At 58.5% G+C, this 15,117-nt stretch carries 15 protein-coding genes and 1 pseudogene; 12 read left to right on the top strand and 4 right to left on the bottom strand.

The window, feature by feature from the left end:
* Positions 1-189 precede the first annotated feature (189 nt).
* Positions 190-1,116 (bottom strand): LysR family transcriptional regulator, encoded by a 927-nt coding sequence (locus tag DM373_RS05960; protein WP_003464940.1) that lies wholly within the window; start codon positions 1,114-1,116, stop codon positions 190-192.
* An 80-nt stretch (positions 1,117-1,196) separates the two neighbouring features.
* Between DM373_RS05960 and DM373_RS05965 the strand changes: the two genes are divergently transcribed.
* Positions 1,197-2,519: an MFS transporter gene (locus DM373_RS05965; RefSeq protein WP_049273832.1), complete on the top strand. Its 1,323-nt coding sequence runs from the start codon at positions 1,197-1,199 to the stop codon at positions 2,517-2,519.
* Between the two features lie 26 nt (positions 2,520-2,545).
* Positions 2,546-3,475, top strand: coding sequence for a carbon-nitrogen hydrolase family protein (locus DM373_RS05970; protein WP_003464945.1), 930 nt, complete (start codon positions 2,546-2,548; stop codon positions 3,473-3,475).
* 363 nt (positions 3,476-3,838) lie between these two features.
* Here the strand turns inward: DM373_RS05970 and DM373_RS05975 are convergent.
* Positions 3,839-4,735 (bottom strand): annotated as a pseudogene (locus DM373_RS05975) (DEAD/DEAH box helicase); the annotation flags it as partial.
* 117 nt (positions 4,736-4,852) lie between these two features.
* Here DM373_RS05975 and istA point away from each other — a divergent pair.
* From istA to DM373_RS06010, 7 genes are all read left to right on the top strand, one after another.
* Positions 4,853-6,352, top strand: a complete 1,500-nt coding sequence (istA, locus tag DM373_RS05980; protein WP_110992713.1) for an IS21-like element ISPst3 family transposase — start codon at positions 4,853-4,855, stop codon at positions 6,350-6,352.
* Positions 6,345-7,148 (top strand): IS21-like element ISPst3 family helper ATPase IstB, encoded by an 804-nt coding sequence (gene istB, locus DM373_RS05985; protein ID WP_071890699.1) that lies wholly within the window; start codon positions 6,345-6,347, stop codon positions 7,146-7,148. The genes istA and istB overlap by 8 nt, the downstream gene beginning before the upstream one ends.
* A gap of 354 nt (positions 7,149-7,502) precedes the next feature.
* Entirely contained in the window at positions 7,503-8,624 is a 1,122-nt protein-coding gene (locus tag DM373_RS05990) for an ISAs1-like element ISPa60 family transposase (protein ID WP_076611919.1), read from the top strand.
* A 282-nt stretch (positions 8,625-8,906) separates the two neighbouring features.
* Positions 8,907-9,350 (top strand): peptide-methionine (R)-S-oxide reductase MsrB, encoded by a 444-nt coding sequence (gene msrB, locus DM373_RS05995; protein WP_003464965.1) that lies wholly within the window; start codon positions 8,907-8,909, stop codon positions 9,348-9,350.
* 1 nt (position 9,351) lies between these two features.
* The gene (gene msrA / locus DM373_RS06000; protein WP_003464967.1) at positions 9,352-9,891 is read left to right on the top strand and encodes a peptide-methionine (S)-S-oxide reductase MsrA; all 540 of its coding nucleotides are present in this window, start codon (positions 9,352-9,354) and stop codon (positions 9,889-9,891) included.
* Positions 9,892-10,031: 140 nt separating this feature from the next.
* Positions 10,032-10,736 carry a glutathione S-transferase N-terminal domain-containing protein gene (locus tag DM373_RS06005; RefSeq protein WP_003464969.1) on the top strand — a complete coding sequence of 235 codons (705 nt, stop codon included), beginning with the start codon at positions 10,032-10,034 and terminating at the stop codon, positions 10,734-10,736.
* Positions 10,733-11,701, top strand: a complete 969-nt coding sequence (locus tag DM373_RS06010) for a magnesium and cobalt transport protein CorA (protein ID WP_003464971.1) — start codon at positions 10,733-10,735, stop codon at positions 11,699-11,701. The genes DM373_RS06005 and DM373_RS06010 overlap by 4 nt, the downstream gene beginning before the upstream one ends.
* 204 nt (positions 11,702-11,905) lie before the next feature.
* On the opposite strand, the gene DM373_RS29050 is transcribed toward DM373_RS06010, so the two are convergent.
* Positions 11,906-12,073, bottom strand: coding sequence for a hypothetical protein (locus DM373_RS29050; protein ID WP_016487060.1), 168 nt, complete (start codon positions 12,071-12,073; stop codon positions 11,906-11,908).
* Between the two features lie 75 nt (positions 12,074-12,148).
* Here DM373_RS29050 and DM373_RS06015 point away from each other — a divergent pair, with 75 nt between their 5' ends.
* The 3 genes from DM373_RS06015 to DM373_RS06025 all read left to right on the top strand — a co-directional run bounded on the left by DM373_RS06015 (position 12,149) and on the right by DM373_RS06025 (position 14,018).
* Positions 12,149-13,162: a zinc-binding alcohol dehydrogenase family protein gene (locus tag DM373_RS06015; protein ID WP_002118279.1), complete on the top strand. Its 1,014-nt coding sequence runs from the start codon at positions 12,149-12,151 to the stop codon at positions 13,160-13,162.
* A gap of 72 nt (positions 13,163-13,234) precedes the next feature.
* Positions 13,235-13,666: a GlcG/HbpS family heme-binding protein gene (locus DM373_RS06020; protein WP_005006001.1), complete on the top strand. Its 432-nt coding sequence runs from the start codon at positions 13,235-13,237 to the stop codon at positions 13,664-13,666.
* Between the two features lie 58 nt (positions 13,667-13,724).
* Positions 13,725-14,018, top strand: a complete 294-nt coding sequence (locus DM373_RS06025; protein WP_010591688.1) for a DUF1330 domain-containing protein — start codon at positions 13,725-13,727, stop codon at positions 14,016-14,018.
* A 325-nt stretch (positions 14,019-14,343) separates the two neighbouring features.
* On the opposite strand, the gene DM373_RS06035 is transcribed toward DM373_RS06025, so the two are convergent.
* Complete coding sequence (locus DM373_RS06035) at positions 14,344-14,814, bottom strand: TlpA family protein disulfide reductase (RefSeq protein WP_003464979.1); 471 nt, start codon at positions 14,812-14,814, stop codon at positions 14,344-14,346.
* Between the last annotated feature and the right edge of the window lie 303 nt (positions 14,815-15,117).

Consider the following 15,117-nt stretch of genomic DNA (forward strand, 5'->3'; position numbering starts at 1 on the left):
AAAAAACGGATCATGCGAAATCCTTCGTTGAGTTTGGCGCGGGTTTTTAGCAAATCAGCTGGCCCGCGATCCGGTTGAGAGTGATCCGAAGCGGTCCTTGACGACCGGCACAAATCGGTCAGAAGCGGTCGATGATTCCAATAAATCCGCCCCCTTTTTCCCGTAACTCCTGGCTACCTGCGACCAAGTCTAAGCAAGCTTCTGTGTCAGCTGCCCGATGAATAGCCGCAGCCATTCGTGCTGAGGCTTACTGTTCTTGGCAATGTCCCAAACCATGAAGCATCGAAATGATGGAACCGGAATCGGCGCCGGACAAATACTTAGCCGAGTCATGGCCGAATAGCTCTCGGCGGCGAACGTGGGAATTGTGGCTATCGCGCCGCTGCTGATCAACGTGGTGAGCGCGCCACTGAAGTGGGTGAATGAGGCTATAACACGCCTCGAATAGCCCGCCGCTTCGAACATGTCGTCGATAAAGCCGCGGCGGCCGTCATAGGAAACTCGCACATGGCTTGCCTCGAAGTACTCCTCCAGGCCGATAGGTGTGCCTGCGTTGTCTGCGCCAGGCAGGTACAAGCAGGAGTATGACGAGGAAAACAGCACCTTGGATGAATACCCGCTGCTGAAGTCTTTCGGCTCGCTGCAAATCACTAGATCCATGTCCGGATCTTGTAGCGACTGTTTCCACAGTGAGCTGTTGCTCTGATGGAACGAAAAGCTCACTCCCAGCCCCTGATCCGCTGCGGCGTTAACGATCCGCGGAGCGAGATAGGCCTCAATATCATCGGACAGACCGATGTTGAAAATGTAGCTCGAGTCGTGTGCGGAGAAATCCGGCTCTGCCCCAAGCACGCCTGAGATAGACGTAAGGGCCTCGGCGATCTTCGGCGCCAGCTCCATCGCCCTACGGGTTGGCTGCATTCCGGAAGCGGTGCGGATAAAGAGCTCATCTCCGAAATGCTCACGCAAACGACGCAACGCCGAGCTAACTGCCCCCTGGGTCACATGCAGCATGGCCGAGGCTCGGGTGGCACTGCGCTCGGTCATCAGGCAGTGGAACGTCAGCAGCAGGTTCAGATCAATTCTCGAGATATTACGTACACTAATCCGGCTCATATTTTCTAATCGTTTGCTCTGCGGCCGAGAGGATTCATAGTCTGCTGCCCATACACACCTAAGAAAAGCTGGGGAGCACCGTGGACGCAATTAATAAAAAAGTAAATCCAAGCAGTATCCATACCAAGGGTGAGCAGTCAGACATTCGCAAGCGTGCAATCGCGGTGGGTATCGGCAACTTCATGGAGTGGTTCGACTTCGCCATCTACGGCTACTTCGCTGCCGTGATCGGTATGTTGTTCTTCCCCTCTAGCGCCCCAGGTGTATCGCTGCTGTCGTCGCTGGCAGTGTTCGCCGTAGGCTTCGTATCGCGACCATTTGGAGCATTGATTCTGGGGCCCATCGGTGACCGCCTCGGTCGCCGCGCGGTGCTTATCATCACTGTCTTCGGTATGGGTGTGTGCACCACGATCATCGGACTTTTGCCCACCTATGAGGCAATCGGTATCGCTGCACCTGTCTTGCTGATCGTCATGCGTTTCGTGCAAGGCATGATGGTAGGGGGCGAATGGTCTAGCGCAGGTATCTACATCGTAGAGAGTGCTCCGTCCAACCGCCGCGCGACGGCAGCCAGCGTTATCACTGGAACGGCTGGCTTGGCCTTCTTGTTTGGTACGTTCACCGCCGCGAGCCTCACCTCAACACTCGATGACCAGCAACTGGCGTCCTGGGGCTGGCGGATCCCATTCGTTGCCTCCATCGTGATGACCGGTATCGCCATCTTCATCCGCCGGAAGCTGGGTGATACCCCCGTGTATGAAGAGCTGGTACGTCAACGCGATTCACAACAGTTCGAAGCACCGAGCAAGTCTGTACACCGTCGCGCCTTCATCACTACTTTCGCCTTCTCAGCGCTGTTCGGCGTCTCGCTCTACTACTTCATCACCTACGCCAATAACCACCTGGTCACTACCGTTGGGCTACCACGAAGCAATGCACTATGGCTGTGCAGCATCGCGCTGGTTGTCTATGTCATTGCCAATCCACTGATCGGCCGGCTCAGCGACAGCATCGGGCGACGCAAGCTGCTGCTCAGTGCTGCTGCCGCACTCTCTGTACTGGCCTATCCAATCTTCCTGCTGCTCAACACCGGCAACCCAGTGGCAATCCTCGCAGGATTGATCGTTCTGGGACTACTTGTGGCTGTAACTGCGGTGATGGATGTGGTGCTGCTGGTTGAAGTCTTTCCAGCGTCCATCCGCTCCACGGGAGCAGCGCTCGGTCACAACCTGGCCCTGGCGACACTCGCAGGCCCAGGCCCCTTCATTGCCGCCGCCCTGATTAGCCAGGCTGGCGACGCGAACATCCCTGCCGCCTATCTAGCAGCCGTCTCGCTGGCATGCCTCATCGTGCTGTGGAAGACCTTGCCGGAAACCCGCGACAACGACATCACACGTTTCTAGGTTCTTACTGCCCTCAGGAGTTTTTCATGACCAAAATTGCAGTCATCCAGGCCGCCTCTGTTCCTTATGATCCTGCAGCCAGCGTTGAAAAGGCTTCCACAATTCTGCGGCGCGTAGCAGATCAAGGTGCAAGGCTGGCCGTATTCCCTGAAGCGTTCATTGGCGGATATCCCAAGGGGATAGCTTTCGGTAGCGTAGTGGGTAATCGCAGCATCAGCGGGCGTGAGCTGTACCAACGCTATGTCGATGGGGCTGTGACGCTGGATGGGCCGGAACTGGCATTGCTTGCTGAAAGTGTCGAGCACACAGGGGTTACCACTGTGATTGGTGTAATCGAGCGCTTCGGTCGCACCCTTTACTGCACCGCGGTCACCATCGCCCCAGGCCGGGGTATTGCCGGTTACCACCGCAAGCTGATGCCCACCGGCCAGGAACGACTAATTTGGGGCTTCGGTGATGGCTCGACAATCGAGCCTGTAGAAACTGATTTTGGCGTCCTGGGGAGCGTGATTTGCTGGGAGAACTACATGCCAGCACTACGCCAGGCCATGTATGCCCAGGGTGTTCAGATCTACTGCGCCCCGACAGCAGATGACCGTCCGTCCTGGGCCAGCTCCATGGTGCACATTGCTCTTGAAGGGCGTGTTTATGTGTTGTCAGCCTGCCAGGCAATCCGTCTTGGTGAATACCCACAACAGCACCGCGATGCATTCGGCCTGGAGTTCAACGAGGACGATTACGTGATGCGAGGGGGCAGCATGGTTGTAAGTCCGCTCGGAGAAGTACTGGCAGGGCCGGTGTTCGACTGCGAGACAGAAATCTATGCAGACCTCAATATGGATCTGCTTAGCCAAGCCAACTTGGACTTTGATGTCGTCGGCCATTATGCCCGGCCGGACATCTTTGAACTCAAGGTGAACATTGCCCCGCAGGCCCCGGTAACCCTGGAGCGATAAGTAGAGCCTGTTTAGTGAAATCCTCCCTTTGACCGTCCAGTTTGGGCATGACTGCTTTAGGGATAGAGCCGCCGCAAGGCGGCTTTTTATTGCTGGCCAGGTTGTTGCCGCCATTTCCTGTGTAGCGAGGGCTTAGGCCCAAACCGATTTGCCAAGACAGATAACTCACCGACTTAACGTCCGCTTGTGGCACAAAGCGGACCAGCTATCGGCCAAGAGATGCCTTTCGCGAATAGCTGAACGCCCCGAGAGCGCATTGGGCCGCTCGGCGCGGAATTGGTGAAAGGCTGGTGACTGGCCTGTGTTGGCTCGGTCAGACTTCGGGCAGCCTCACCCTAGTTGGGGCTAACTGCTTACCGACCATCAGAGGCAAGCCAACAACAACTGCCGATAGTGCTGAGAAAAACTGACCTGATAGCTCGGCTCAGCAGCAAAATCCCCCAGCGAGTAGGCACCCGCCAAACCTGCACCAAGACTTTGCCCGGCCTCGCCTCCACCGCAGCCATCGATATCGCAGGTAGCCCCCATCCCACCAGCCATCGAACCAGAAGAGGCAGCGGGCATCTTCACCCGGCTCAGCACTGCCAGGTCATCCGGCAGATCATCCGCAATGCGCTCCGCAAAGCGCCGCAATGTTGGCTCCGCCAGCATGAACAGCCAAGCCTGATCATCGGACTCGCCCATCCGCCGCAGCACGCGCCCCAGGACTTGCCGGTAGTGCAGCTCAGTACGGATGCGGCTGAGGTAGCAGCACACCTGCAGGCGGGGGATATCCGTACCCTCGCTGATCATCCCAACAGCGACGATCCAGCGGCAATCACTGTGCCTGAACGCATTGATCACCTGTTGGGCATTCGGAGTCCGGTTGGTCACTACGCGGCAACCTTCCCCGCTGGCTTCCAGAGCCTGGACAATCTGCTGGGCGTGCTCAATATCGGTGGCGACCACCAGGCCGGCTGCATCCGGCTTGATCTGGCGAAGCTCATCCAGCTTGGCGCATCCCAGGCCGAGCAGTTGGTCGATCACCTCGTCATGGCGCAACAGCTCTTCGAAGGTGACGGGGGATTCACCAAGCAGCTTGGCGATGCTGGGGAACAGCCTGACGGTGCTCTCGGTCTCCAGTTCTTCAGTTAGCTTCACCTTCTGGTTATCGAGAAGGACGATGCGGGGCGCGCGGCACACCCCGTCGGCAATGGCCTCCCTCAGGCCATAGCGGTAGTCGCAGATCAGGTGTCCCTCGGGGGACGAGTAGCGGGCCAGGGTGTTGCCGCTGACCGAAAACTGACCCAGTAGAGGCTGTTCTGCCGACTGAAAACTGACCCAGGTGTTCAACTGCTTCTGCTCAATTTTTGAGCAGGAGAACACAGGGTGATCAGTATGGAAATGATGGGCAAAATTCGGCGGATGTATTTCCGCGACAAGCTGTCGCTGCATGAGATAGCCAAGCGCACCGGGCTGGCGCGCAACACGATTCGCAAGTGGGTCAGAGCACCTGAGGCCAAGCAGCCGGTGTACCAACGCCGCGCGATCTTTAACAAACTCAGCCCTTTTCACGCCACGCTAGAGCAGGCGCTAAAAGCCGATTCGCTGCGCCCCAAGCAACAGCGGCGCAGTGCCAAGGCGCTGTTGGCGCAAATCAAAGCCGAAGGTTATGACGGTGGCTACAGCCAGCTCACCGCGTTTATCCGTGCCTGGCGAGGGGGACAGGGCAAGGCGTCGCAGGCCTTTGTGCCGCTGACCTTTGCTCTTGGCGAGGCGTTTCAGTTTGACTGGAGCGAGGAAGGCTTGCTGGTCGGCGGCATTTACCGGCGTATGCAGGTGGCACATCTGAAGCTGTGTGCCAGCCGTGCGTTCTGGCTTGTGGCGTATCCGAGCCAGGGCCATGAGATGTTATTTGACGCCCATACACGCTCGTTCGGCGCCTTGGGCGGCGTGCCGCGCCGGGGCATCTACGACAACATGAAGACGGCCGTCGACAAGGTCAATAAGGGCAAAGGCCGGGCGGTGAATGCACGCTTTGCGGTGATGTGCGCGCATTACCTGTTCGATCCGGACTTCTGCAACGTCGCCGCTGGTTGGGAAAAGGGCATCGTTGAAAAGAACGTGCAAGACAGCCGCAGGCGTATCTGGCTAGACGCCCAGGACTGCCAGTTTCACTCCTTCGAGGAACTCAATGCCTGGCTGGGCCAGCGCTGCCGCGCGCTTTGGAACGAGCTGACGCACCCTCAATACAGCGGGCTGAGTGTGGCCGAAGTGCTGGAGTTGGAGCGCGCTGAACTGATGCCTGTGCCAGCGCCATTCGACGGTTACGTCGAGCGGCCTGCGCGGGTCTCCAGCACCTGCCTGGTCAGCGTCGGGCGCAACCGCTACTCGGTGCCGTGTGAGTACGCGGGTAAGTGGGTCAGCAGCCGTTTGTATCCGACGCGAATCGAGGTGGTGGCTGACGACGCGCTGATCGCCAGCCATGTCCGCTTGCTGGATCGCGACCAGGTCAGCTATGACTGGCAGCACTACCTCCCGCTGATCGAACGCAAGCCCGGTGCGCTGCGCAACGGCGCGCCCTTTGCTGATCTGCCGGCGCCGCTGCGTCAGCTTAAGCACGGTCTGGGGCGTCATGCCGGCGGTGACCGGATCATGGCGCAAGTCCTGGCTGCCGTACCGGTCGCCGGACTCGATGCCGTGCTGGTAGCCGTTGAGCTGGTACTGGAGAGCGGCAGCCTGAGCGCCGAACACATCCTCAATGTCGTGGCACGGCTGACAGCATCCGAACCACCACCCAGCGTCGAAACCCACTTGTCGCTCAAGGAAGCCCCCGTCGCTAACACGGCGCGCTACGACCGCCTGCGTGGCCAGGCCGAGGAGGTCGGTCATGCGTGATTTGATGGCGGAACTCAAGGAGCTGCGCCTGCACGGCATGGCCACGGCCTTGGCGGAGTTAACTGCACAGGGTGAGTCGAACACAGCCTCGTCCAAGTGGCTGCTCGAACACCTGCTGGAACAAGAGCACACAGATCGCGCCATGCGCTCGGTGAGCCACCAGATGAACATGGCCAAGCTGCCGATGCACCGCGATCTGGCCGGCTTCGACTTCAGCGCCTCCAGCGCAGACGCTCGTTTGATCAGCGAACTGGCCAGTCTGGCCTTTACCGACACCGCGCAGAACGTGGTGCTGATCGGTGGGCCTGGCACCGGTAAAACCCACCTGGCCACTGCGCTGGCCGTGTCCGGCATCACCCGGCACGGCAAGCGCGTGCGCTTCTACTCCACGGTCGATCTGGTCAATCTGCTGGAGCGCGAAAAGCACGACGGCAAAGCCGGGCGGATCGCCCAAGCTCTGCTGCGCATGGATCTGGTCATCCTCGACGAACTGGGTTATCTGCCCTTCAGCCAGGCCGGCGGTGCGTTGCTGTTTCACCTGCTATCCAAGCTGTACGAACACACCAGCGTGGTGATCACCACCAACCTGAGCTTCGCCGAATGGTCGAGCGTGTTCGGCGACGCCAAGATGACCACCGCCCTGCTGGATCGGCTGACCCACCACTGCCACATCGTCGAAACCGGTAACGAGTCCTATCGCCTGCAACACAGTAGCTTGGCGGCCCAGGCCAAGATCAAATCACGGGAGCGAAAGCGTAAGGGCGGCCAGGAACCGGAGGACGATGAGCCGTTCTGATTTCATGGCGACGACGGCCTGCTACATGGCTGCGTGTGGCAGGTCTTAAACAACTGAACTGGGCTAGCGAAGGAGTGGGGGCAACAGCAGCTGCGCTGGTAGACTTATCCACAGTTGCTGGTAACAAAATCAGCAATCCGCCCTGGGTCAAATTTCAATCGGCAGGGTGGGTCAATTTTCCATCAGCGCCAACACACTAAGCAACCATCAGAAAATTTTGACTGTACGCCAAAAAATTCGCATCTACCAGCATCTAAACAGGCGTTGCAGGGCAATCGCATGAACGCCTGCCGATTTGAATGAGTCCTTTCCCAGCGGGCATCCTGAGCGCCTCTCTACTCAGGATGCCCTGCAATGTCGCATCACATACCAATCTCCGATGTTCTGGTCGCCATCAATGATCCCCGTCAGCAGGGCAAGATTCGTCACGACCTGGTCGAAACACTGGTCGTGGCTATCTGCGGCGTGCTTGCCGGCGCTGACACCTTCATCGAAATCGAACTCTGGGCTGAGCAGCGGCTGGACTGGTTCCGCCGTATTCTGAAACTACCCCACGGCATTCCCTCACACGACACCTTTGGACGGCTATTCAGCCTGATCGATCCAGAGGAGTTCGAGCAGGCCTTCCGCTGTTGGGTTGCGGCGATCCTACCGGCCCTTTCTCCGCAAGTGGTTGCCCTAGACGGCAAGACCAGTCGCCGCTCCGGCAAGAAAAACACGGCCCCGTTGCACCTGGTCAGCGCTTTTGCGGCTGATTCAGGGCTGATTCTCGGGCAGAGGGCGACCTCCCAGAAGTCCAACGAGAAGACCGCCATTCCTGAGCTGCTGGCCACACTGGCGCTTGAGGGCTGCACCGTGACGATCGATGCCATGGGTACCCAGCCGGACATTGCACAGGCCATTCTCGATCGCGGGGCGCACTATCTGCTGGCCATCAAGGGAAACCAGCCGAAGCTGGCCGAAGCGATCGATGACTTCGCTGACACCTTTTTGGACGGCGATCCTGCCCGGGTACCCCATGCGCACTTCGAGCATGTCGAGAAGGACCATGGCCGGCTGGAGGTTCGTCGCAGCCATGTTTTCGACCAACTCCAGTGCCTGCCACAGCCAGAACGCTGGCCAGGACTGCGCACTTTCGTGATGCTGGAGTCCGAGCGGACTGTGGGCAACCAGACCAGCCTGGAGCGCCGTTACTACATCAGCAGTCTTGCTCCGGATGCAGAGCGCATCGCACATGCCATCAGGGCGCACTGGGGCGTGGAGAACCGCGTCCACTGGTGCATGGATGTCATTTTTGGTGACGATCAGATGCGGATCCGAACCGGGCATGCTGCCCACAACATGGCCGTTCTCAAGCAACTTACATTGAATTTGATCCGGTTGGATCCGGTCAAGCGCAAGGGTGGCATCAAGGCACGAAGGCTGATTGCTGCAACCTCTGATGATTATCGGGCTGAACTATTAGGTCTCAGGTGAGCTTCATGCGATTGCCTTGACAGGCGTTGTTGATTATCATAAAACACTGACACTGTATTATATAATCGTGCTTTTGTGTTATTTTTTTAATATTTACTGATTACGTACTTGCTTAACCACTCAGTTGCGCTAGAACTAATAGACGCGAAATTTAAATCTCTAATTTTCCAACACTTAGTAAAACCTCGTTTGCCATCCCACTACCATTGTAGGAGCAAATCAGGAGACATAAAAAATTAGCGGTAGCGTGCCTGGCCCTCTAGATAAGTATTGGAGACTGTAATGAAGTTTGAAAAGTCACAGACAGCAATCGACCACCTGACTCCCGAGCAACACCGAATTACCCAGGAGGCGGGCACCGAAAGGCCCTTCACGGGCGAGTACAACGACAACAAGGAGCCTGGCATCTACGTCGACATAGTGTCGGGAGAGCCACTGTTCGCTTCGACGGACAAGTTCGATTCGGGTACTGGCTGGCCCAGCTTCACCAAGCCGATCGTTTCGGCAAACGTGAACGAGGTGCGGGACAGCGCACACGGCATGGTCCGGACGGAGGTCAGGTCAGTACACGCAGACAGTCATCTCGGCCATGTGTTCCCCGATGGTCCTTCCGACCGCGGCGGTCTGCGGTACTGCATCAACTCAGCGTCCCTTCGCTTCATCCCGCGCGACGAGATGGAGTCCGAGGGATACGGTGAATATCTCGATCAAGTAGAGGAGGCTTAACATGCATCAGCGCGCTGTTCTCGCAGGAGGATGTTTCTGGGGCATGCAGGATCTGATCCGCAAGCGGCCCGGCATCATCTCGACCCGTGTGGGTTACACGGGCGGCGATATTCCGAACGCCACGTATCGTAATCACGGCACGCATGCCGAGGGGATCGAGATTGTCTTCGACCCGACAGTGACGAGCTACCGGAACATCCTGGAATTCTTCTTCCAGATCCACGATCCGACGACGCTGAACCGCCAGGGCAATGATCGTGGGCTCTCCTACCGGTCGGGCATCTATTATGTCGACGAGGAGCAGAAGCGCGTCGCCGAGGATACGATCGCCGATGTGGATGCCTCGGGGCTGTGGGATGGCAAAGTGGTGACCGAGGTCCAGCCGGTCGGCGAGTTCTGGGAGGCCGAGCCCGATCACCAGGATTATCTGGAGAAGCGCCCGGGCGGCTACACCTGCCACTTCGTCCGTCCCGGCTGGGTGCTTCCGAAGCGCCAAAAGGTTGACGACGTACAGCCAGCGGCCGGGACCGCGGCGGAATAGGCTTCACTGCCGTTGCCACTGCGCCGATCCGGTCCGCAATCTTCGTGACCGCGTCGTTCAGCGACGCGGTCATCGAACCCTACTTCAGAGTGACGGCTCGTTCCAGTCAGTCGCCATCGCAACACCAGGATCGCAGATTTATGCCAGACCTCTCGTCCTTTCCGATCACGCAGCGCTGGCCGGCATCTCATCCCGATCGCCTGCAACTCTACGCAGCCCCTACGCCCAATGGCGTCAAGGTCTCGATCATGCTTGAGGAGACTGGCCTGGCGTACGAGCCCCACCTGATCGACATCTCGAACAACGAGTCGAAGGATCCGGCGTTCGTGTCGCTGAACCCGAACGGACGCATACCGGCGATCATCGATCCGGCTGGCCCTGACGGTAGACCCATCGCCTTATGGGAATCCGGTGCGATCCTCCTCTATCTGGCCGACAAGACGGGTCAGTTCATCTCCACCGAACCAGGCCAGCGTTACGAGACCCTAGCGTGGGTGTTCTTTCAGATGTCGGCCATCGGGCCGATGTTCGGTCAGCTCGGCTTCTTCCTGCGATTTGGCGGCAAGGACTATGAGGACAAGCGGCCGCAACAGCGCTTTATCGACGAATCCACGCGTCTGCTGGGGATTCTGGATCGCCGGCTGGAAGGCCGCGACTGGATCGTCGACGACTATTCGATCGCGGACATCGCGACGCTCGGCTGGGTGAATGCGCTGGTGGAATTCTACGCTGCGGGTGACATCCTTGGCCTCAGCAGCTTTTCGAACGTCCGCGCATGGCTTGGACGCGGGCTGGCTCGACCGGCCGTCCAGCGTGGCCTCCACATTCCCGCGAGGCCAGCATGAGCATCATCGCCGCCTATTATTACAACGAAGGCAAGCGAGTTCGCGAAATCGCGCTCGATGAGCACGTCAAGTTGGGCGAGAGTCGCTCGGGCTTCTGCTGGATCGCGCTTAGCGAACCCACCCCCGAGGAACTACTCGCGATCCAAAGGACATATAATCTTCATCCGTTGGCGATCGACAACGCGATGCACCCGCTGTGCCCGCCCAAGCTCGAGGTCTACAACGATGAGTTGTACGTCGTCGCGCAGACCGCCGAGCTGGTCGGCGACCGGATCAGCTACGGCAAGATGGCGATCTTCACCGGTCACAATCACCTTATCACCGTGCGGCACGGCAATGCCGGAGCGCTGGGCAAACTTCGGGAGCAACTCGAGGCATCGCCGACGCAGTTCGGCAAGGGTGTCGACTATGTGCTGCACGCGATCTTGCATCGCGTGGTCGACCAGTATCTGCCCATCTTCGAAATGATCGAGGACGACGTCCTGGCGATGGAGCGACGGTCGCTGCACGATTTCCTCGGGCCAGAAGAGGTGGCGCGAATCTTCGAACTAAGGTCCGAACTCACGCGGTTCCAGCGCACGCTCGGGGCTATGGCCGAGCTGGTGCGAAAGCTCGTTCGCGGCCACTTTCCCTGCATCAGCGCCGAAATGACACCATATTTCCACGACGTCGCGGACCATGTCCACCGCGTGCAGTCCATGGTCGACGGCCTCCTGCTTGTCCTGTCCACGGTCTTTGAGGCCAGCAGCCTTCTTGAAGCGCAAAGGACGGGGGTGATCACCCGCCAGCTGGCGGCTTGGGCGGCAATACTGGCAGTCCCGACGGCGATCGCTGGAATATACGGCATGAACTTTAAGCACATGCCGGAGCTGGACACGGCCTACGGATACTTTGTCGTGCTCGGAGTGATAGCGATATCGTGCGTTTTCCTATTTGTGCGCTTCAAGAAGGCTAAGTGGCTGTGAATACTGCCCATCGTTTTCTTCGCCGTCATCTGACGGTTACAGCGGGCCTTATACGGAAGCTTGTCCAATCCAACTCAAGATGAAGGTGCGTCCATGACATAGCAGCTGACCGACGCTCTACAAGCAGTTCAGTCCTTCATCGCCAAGGGCTAAGACCGCGAATAGCGCGTCAAGGACAGCAATCTCGTCGATCTCGAGCCAGGATCAACCATCGGTCCGTGCGGCATCTGCGTCGACGCGGCGTTTCGCCTCGGAAGCGGTGATGATGGCGATAACGCCTCCACCCTCTACGCGATCACCGATCCGGCGACCGAGCATAAGGGCCTGTTGATCGACGTGTTCGATGAAATCTGCTACCGCGACCCAGTTCAAGAGTCGGGACCTCAATGTAGAAGAAGTTGACTAACGAGCATTCGCGTCATCCGATCAAGCAAGCTGGAGACATTTATGAAAGCCATTGGTTACAAGGTTCCGGGACCCATCGCCGCGGATGCCGCGCTGGTCGACATCAATCTGCCTCGGCCTGTCGCTGCAGGATACGATATCCTGGTTGAGGTGAAGGCCGTCTCGGTCAACCCGGTCGACTACAAGGTCCGCAACAGCACGCCGCCGGCAGATGGCGATTGGAAGGTGCTGGGATGGGATGCCGCCGGGATTGTGCGCGAGGTCGGCCCCGACGTCACGCAGTTCGAGTTAGGCGACGAGGTCTATTATGCCGGATCGATCACACGGCCCGGTACCAATGCGGAGTTCCATCTCGTCGACGCCCGGATTGTCGGTCACAAACCTGCGTCGCTCTCCTGGGCGGAAGCGGCGGCGCTGCCGCTGACGACGTTGACGGCCTGGGAGGCGATGTTCGACCGCCTGGACGTGGCGAAGCCCGTACCCGGTGCGGCGGAGGCGATCCTCATCATCGGTGGCGCGGGCGGGGTTGGGTCGATCGCCGTCCAGATCGCGCGACAGCGCACGGACCTCACCGTCATCGCCACAGCCTCTCGACCGGAAACCCAAGAGTGGGTAAGAGGGCTTGGAGCTCACCACGTCATCGACCATTCTCGTCCGCTCGCGCCACAGATCGCCGAACTCGGCATCGGTGCTCCCGCTTTCGTCTTTTCGACCACACATACCGAGCAACATGTCGCCGACATCGCCGAACTGATCGCCCCACAAGGACGGTTCGGACTGATCGACGATCCCAAGGCATTCGATATCATGGTTTTCAAGCGCAAGGCGGTGTCGATCCACCACGAGCTGATGTTCACGCGGTCGATCTACGGCACGCCCGACATGAATGAGCAGGGCGAGATTCTGGATGCGATGGCAGCGCTGGTTGACGACGGCAAAATCCGCACGACGCTGACCCGGCGACTGTCGCCGATCAATGCCGCCAATCTGAAGACGGTGCATGCACTGATCGAAAGTGGCGCGGCTAAAGGCAAGATCGTCCTCGAAGGCTTCTAACGACCGCGATCGCCAAACATCTTGTCCAACCTCAAAAAGCCGAACGGGTTATGCCCCAGCGATGAGAATCCCATGACCAAATCTATTGCCACCGCCTCGATCAACCGCGAAACCGCAGTCGCCCTCATCGACGCGGCGCTCGCTGCGGCCCGTGCCATCGGCATCCCGGCTGCCGTCGCCGTCGTCGACGCCACCGGTAACCTGCGCGCGTTCGAGCGCACCGACGATGCGCCGTTCCTTACCGTCGATGTTGCCATCGACAAGGCCTGGAGTTCCGCCTCGTTTGGGTTCCCGACCCATGTCTGGAACGACTATGTGACCAACGATCCAAAAGTGGCGCCGCTAGCCTATCGCCCTCGGATGGTCGCTGTCGGCGGCGGTTATCCGATTCTGGAGGATGGGAAGTTGATCGGCGGCATAGGCATCTCCGGAGGCAACTATCAGCAGGATCAGGATGCGTGCGTCGAGGCACTCATGAAAATCGGGTTCCAGTTGCCAGCCTGACGACTGTGAGGCCATCACCGGTGGTAATGGCCAACAGATCCAACCTTTGAGAGGCCTAATGATGGAAGCGTTCGTCGTCTTTACGCGGGAAGAAACCAGCGACCCACATGCACTCGCAACCTATTCTGCAGGCGTCGGACCATCGTTCGATGGTCACGACGTTACCTTTCTCGCCGCTTATGGCGCGATCCAGCATTTGGAGGGGCCGCCCATCGAAGGGGCCGTAATCTTGCGTTTCCCGACGATGCAGGCCGCTCGCGACTGGTATGACAGTCCCGCCTACCAAACCATCGCTGCTCAACGCTTTGCCGGTTCCCGTTACCGCGCCTTTATCATTGAAGGGCGGCGGTGACATACCGACAGAAGCACTTCGGCGCTGACCACGAGGTATCGGCGTGTGAACTCGCATCTTGGGAATCTGTGGGGGGGACCAAGACAGCGGCGCTAGGGGCTCATATCGTCGATCGGATCAGAGAGTTGCTCGGCGAGAATGGGTTATCTATTGCCGAGCTGACGGAGCGGAGCCGCCCTCTCCCAACGGATTGATTCAATCGTTGACGCTCCTCCTATCCGGATCCGGGTTTTCGCACGCTGATCAACAGAGTTACAGCGCGCAACGCCTGTAGTGGGCATCAGGGGATGGGTGGCAATCAGGATGATTGCCCACCTTCCAACGATTAACCTTGCTCAAGTTGCTTCACTAGTCGCTCCGCGTCGAGATGGAAGTCCGAGAAAACAATGCTACCGCCAGCGTCGATAACCGTAAACCACGGAGTTCCTCGTGTGCGGTAGTCTTCCATGAAGGTTGGAAACGGCGAGCCGGTCGGTTGCTCGTCGTGACCGAAAACGATAGGAAGCTCATACTTGAGCTGGTTCACGCGCAACTTCTCGAAGGTATTCTCATGCGTTCCTTCGAAGACGGTCTGGATCACTGCGAACCCCACGTCTTTTGAGCTCAACGCTGCATGCAACTTTTGTAGCGTCGGAAACCCATGCAAATGGCAACCTTGGCACCAATGCTGGAAGGCAAACAAGATTTTCGGGCCGGGCCCGATATCTGACAGTTTGAACGGCGCGATACTTTCCCCATCTTTGCCAATCCATTTTTGCACCCGCAGCTCAGGCGCTTGTCGTTCGATCTCGTTCATCTGATCCTCCAACCCCGATACAGAAGCTTAGTGGATGATCGCGCGTCGCGACGGTGCGCGAACGTCCGACCTTATTTTCCCTATTTCCTGAAGCCAGAATAGATCAGATCGACATTTCGTCCTTAATATACTCAAGCTGCCGGCGAGCGCGAACTGGGCAACCATGCGCTGGTGAGCCTTGAGCTTTGCACGCTGCCCATCCGTTTGAGAGCGAACCTGCAACTTCCGCTCCGCATACCGCAGATCAGCGTACGCAGCCTTGGGGTTATCTACCCTATAGCCATTGGGTATTGGGAATCATGC

This window comes from Pseudomonas sichuanensis, from assembly GCF_003231305.1.
Taxonomy (GTDB): domain Bacteria; phylum Pseudomonadota; class Gammaproteobacteria; order Pseudomonadales; family Pseudomonadaceae; genus Aquipseudomonas; species Aquipseudomonas sichuanensis.

Bases quoted from the DNA above. Each gene is read 5' to 3' on its own strand.
- istA (WP_110992713.1), top strand. From the start codon at position 4,853: ATGGAAATGATGGGCAAAATTCGGCGGATGTATTTCCGCGACAAGCTG.
- DM373_RS06005 (WP_003464969.1), top strand. From the start codon at position 10,032: ATGCCAGACCTCTCGTCCTTTCCGATCACGCAGCGCTGGCCGGCATCT.
- DM373_RS06010 (WP_003464971.1), top strand. From the start codon at position 10,733: ATGAGCATCATCGCCGCCTATTATTACAACGAAGGCAAGCGAGTTCGC.
- DM373_RS05960 (WP_003464940.1), bottom strand. From the start codon at position 1,116: ATGAGCCGGATTAGTGTACGTAATATCTCGAGAATTGATCTGAACCTG.
- DM373_RS06020 (WP_005006001.1), top strand. From the start codon at position 13,235: ATGACCAAATCTATTGCCACCGCCTCGATCAACCGCGAAACCGCAGTC.
- DM373_RS05990 (WP_076611919.1), top strand. From the start codon at position 7,503: ATGTCGCATCACATACCAATCTCCGATGTTCTGGTCGCCATCAATGAT.
- DM373_RS06035 (WP_003464979.1), bottom strand. From the start codon at position 14,814: ATGAACGAGATCGAACGACAAGCGCCTGAGCTGCGGGTGCAAAAATGG.
- msrB (WP_003464965.1), top strand. From the start codon at position 8,907: ATGAAGTTTGAAAAGTCACAGACAGCAATCGACCACCTGACTCCCGAG.
- msrA (WP_003464967.1), top strand. From the start codon at position 9,352: ATGCATCAGCGCGCTGTTCTCGCAGGAGGATGTTTCTGGGGCATGCAG.
- istB (WP_071890699.1), top strand. From the start codon at position 6,345: ATGCGTGATTTGATGGCGGAACTCAAGGAGCTGCGCCTGCACGGCATG.
- DM373_RS05970 (WP_003464945.1), top strand. From the start codon at position 2,546: ATGACCAAAATTGCAGTCATCCAGGCCGCCTCTGTTCCTTATGATCCT.
- DM373_RS06025 (WP_010591688.1), top strand. From the start codon at position 13,725: ATGATGGAAGCGTTCGTCGTCTTTACGCGGGAAGAAACCAGCGACCCA.
- DM373_RS06015 (WP_002118279.1), top strand. From the start codon at position 12,149: ATGAAAGCCATTGGTTACAAGGTTCCGGGACCCATCGCCGCGGATGCC.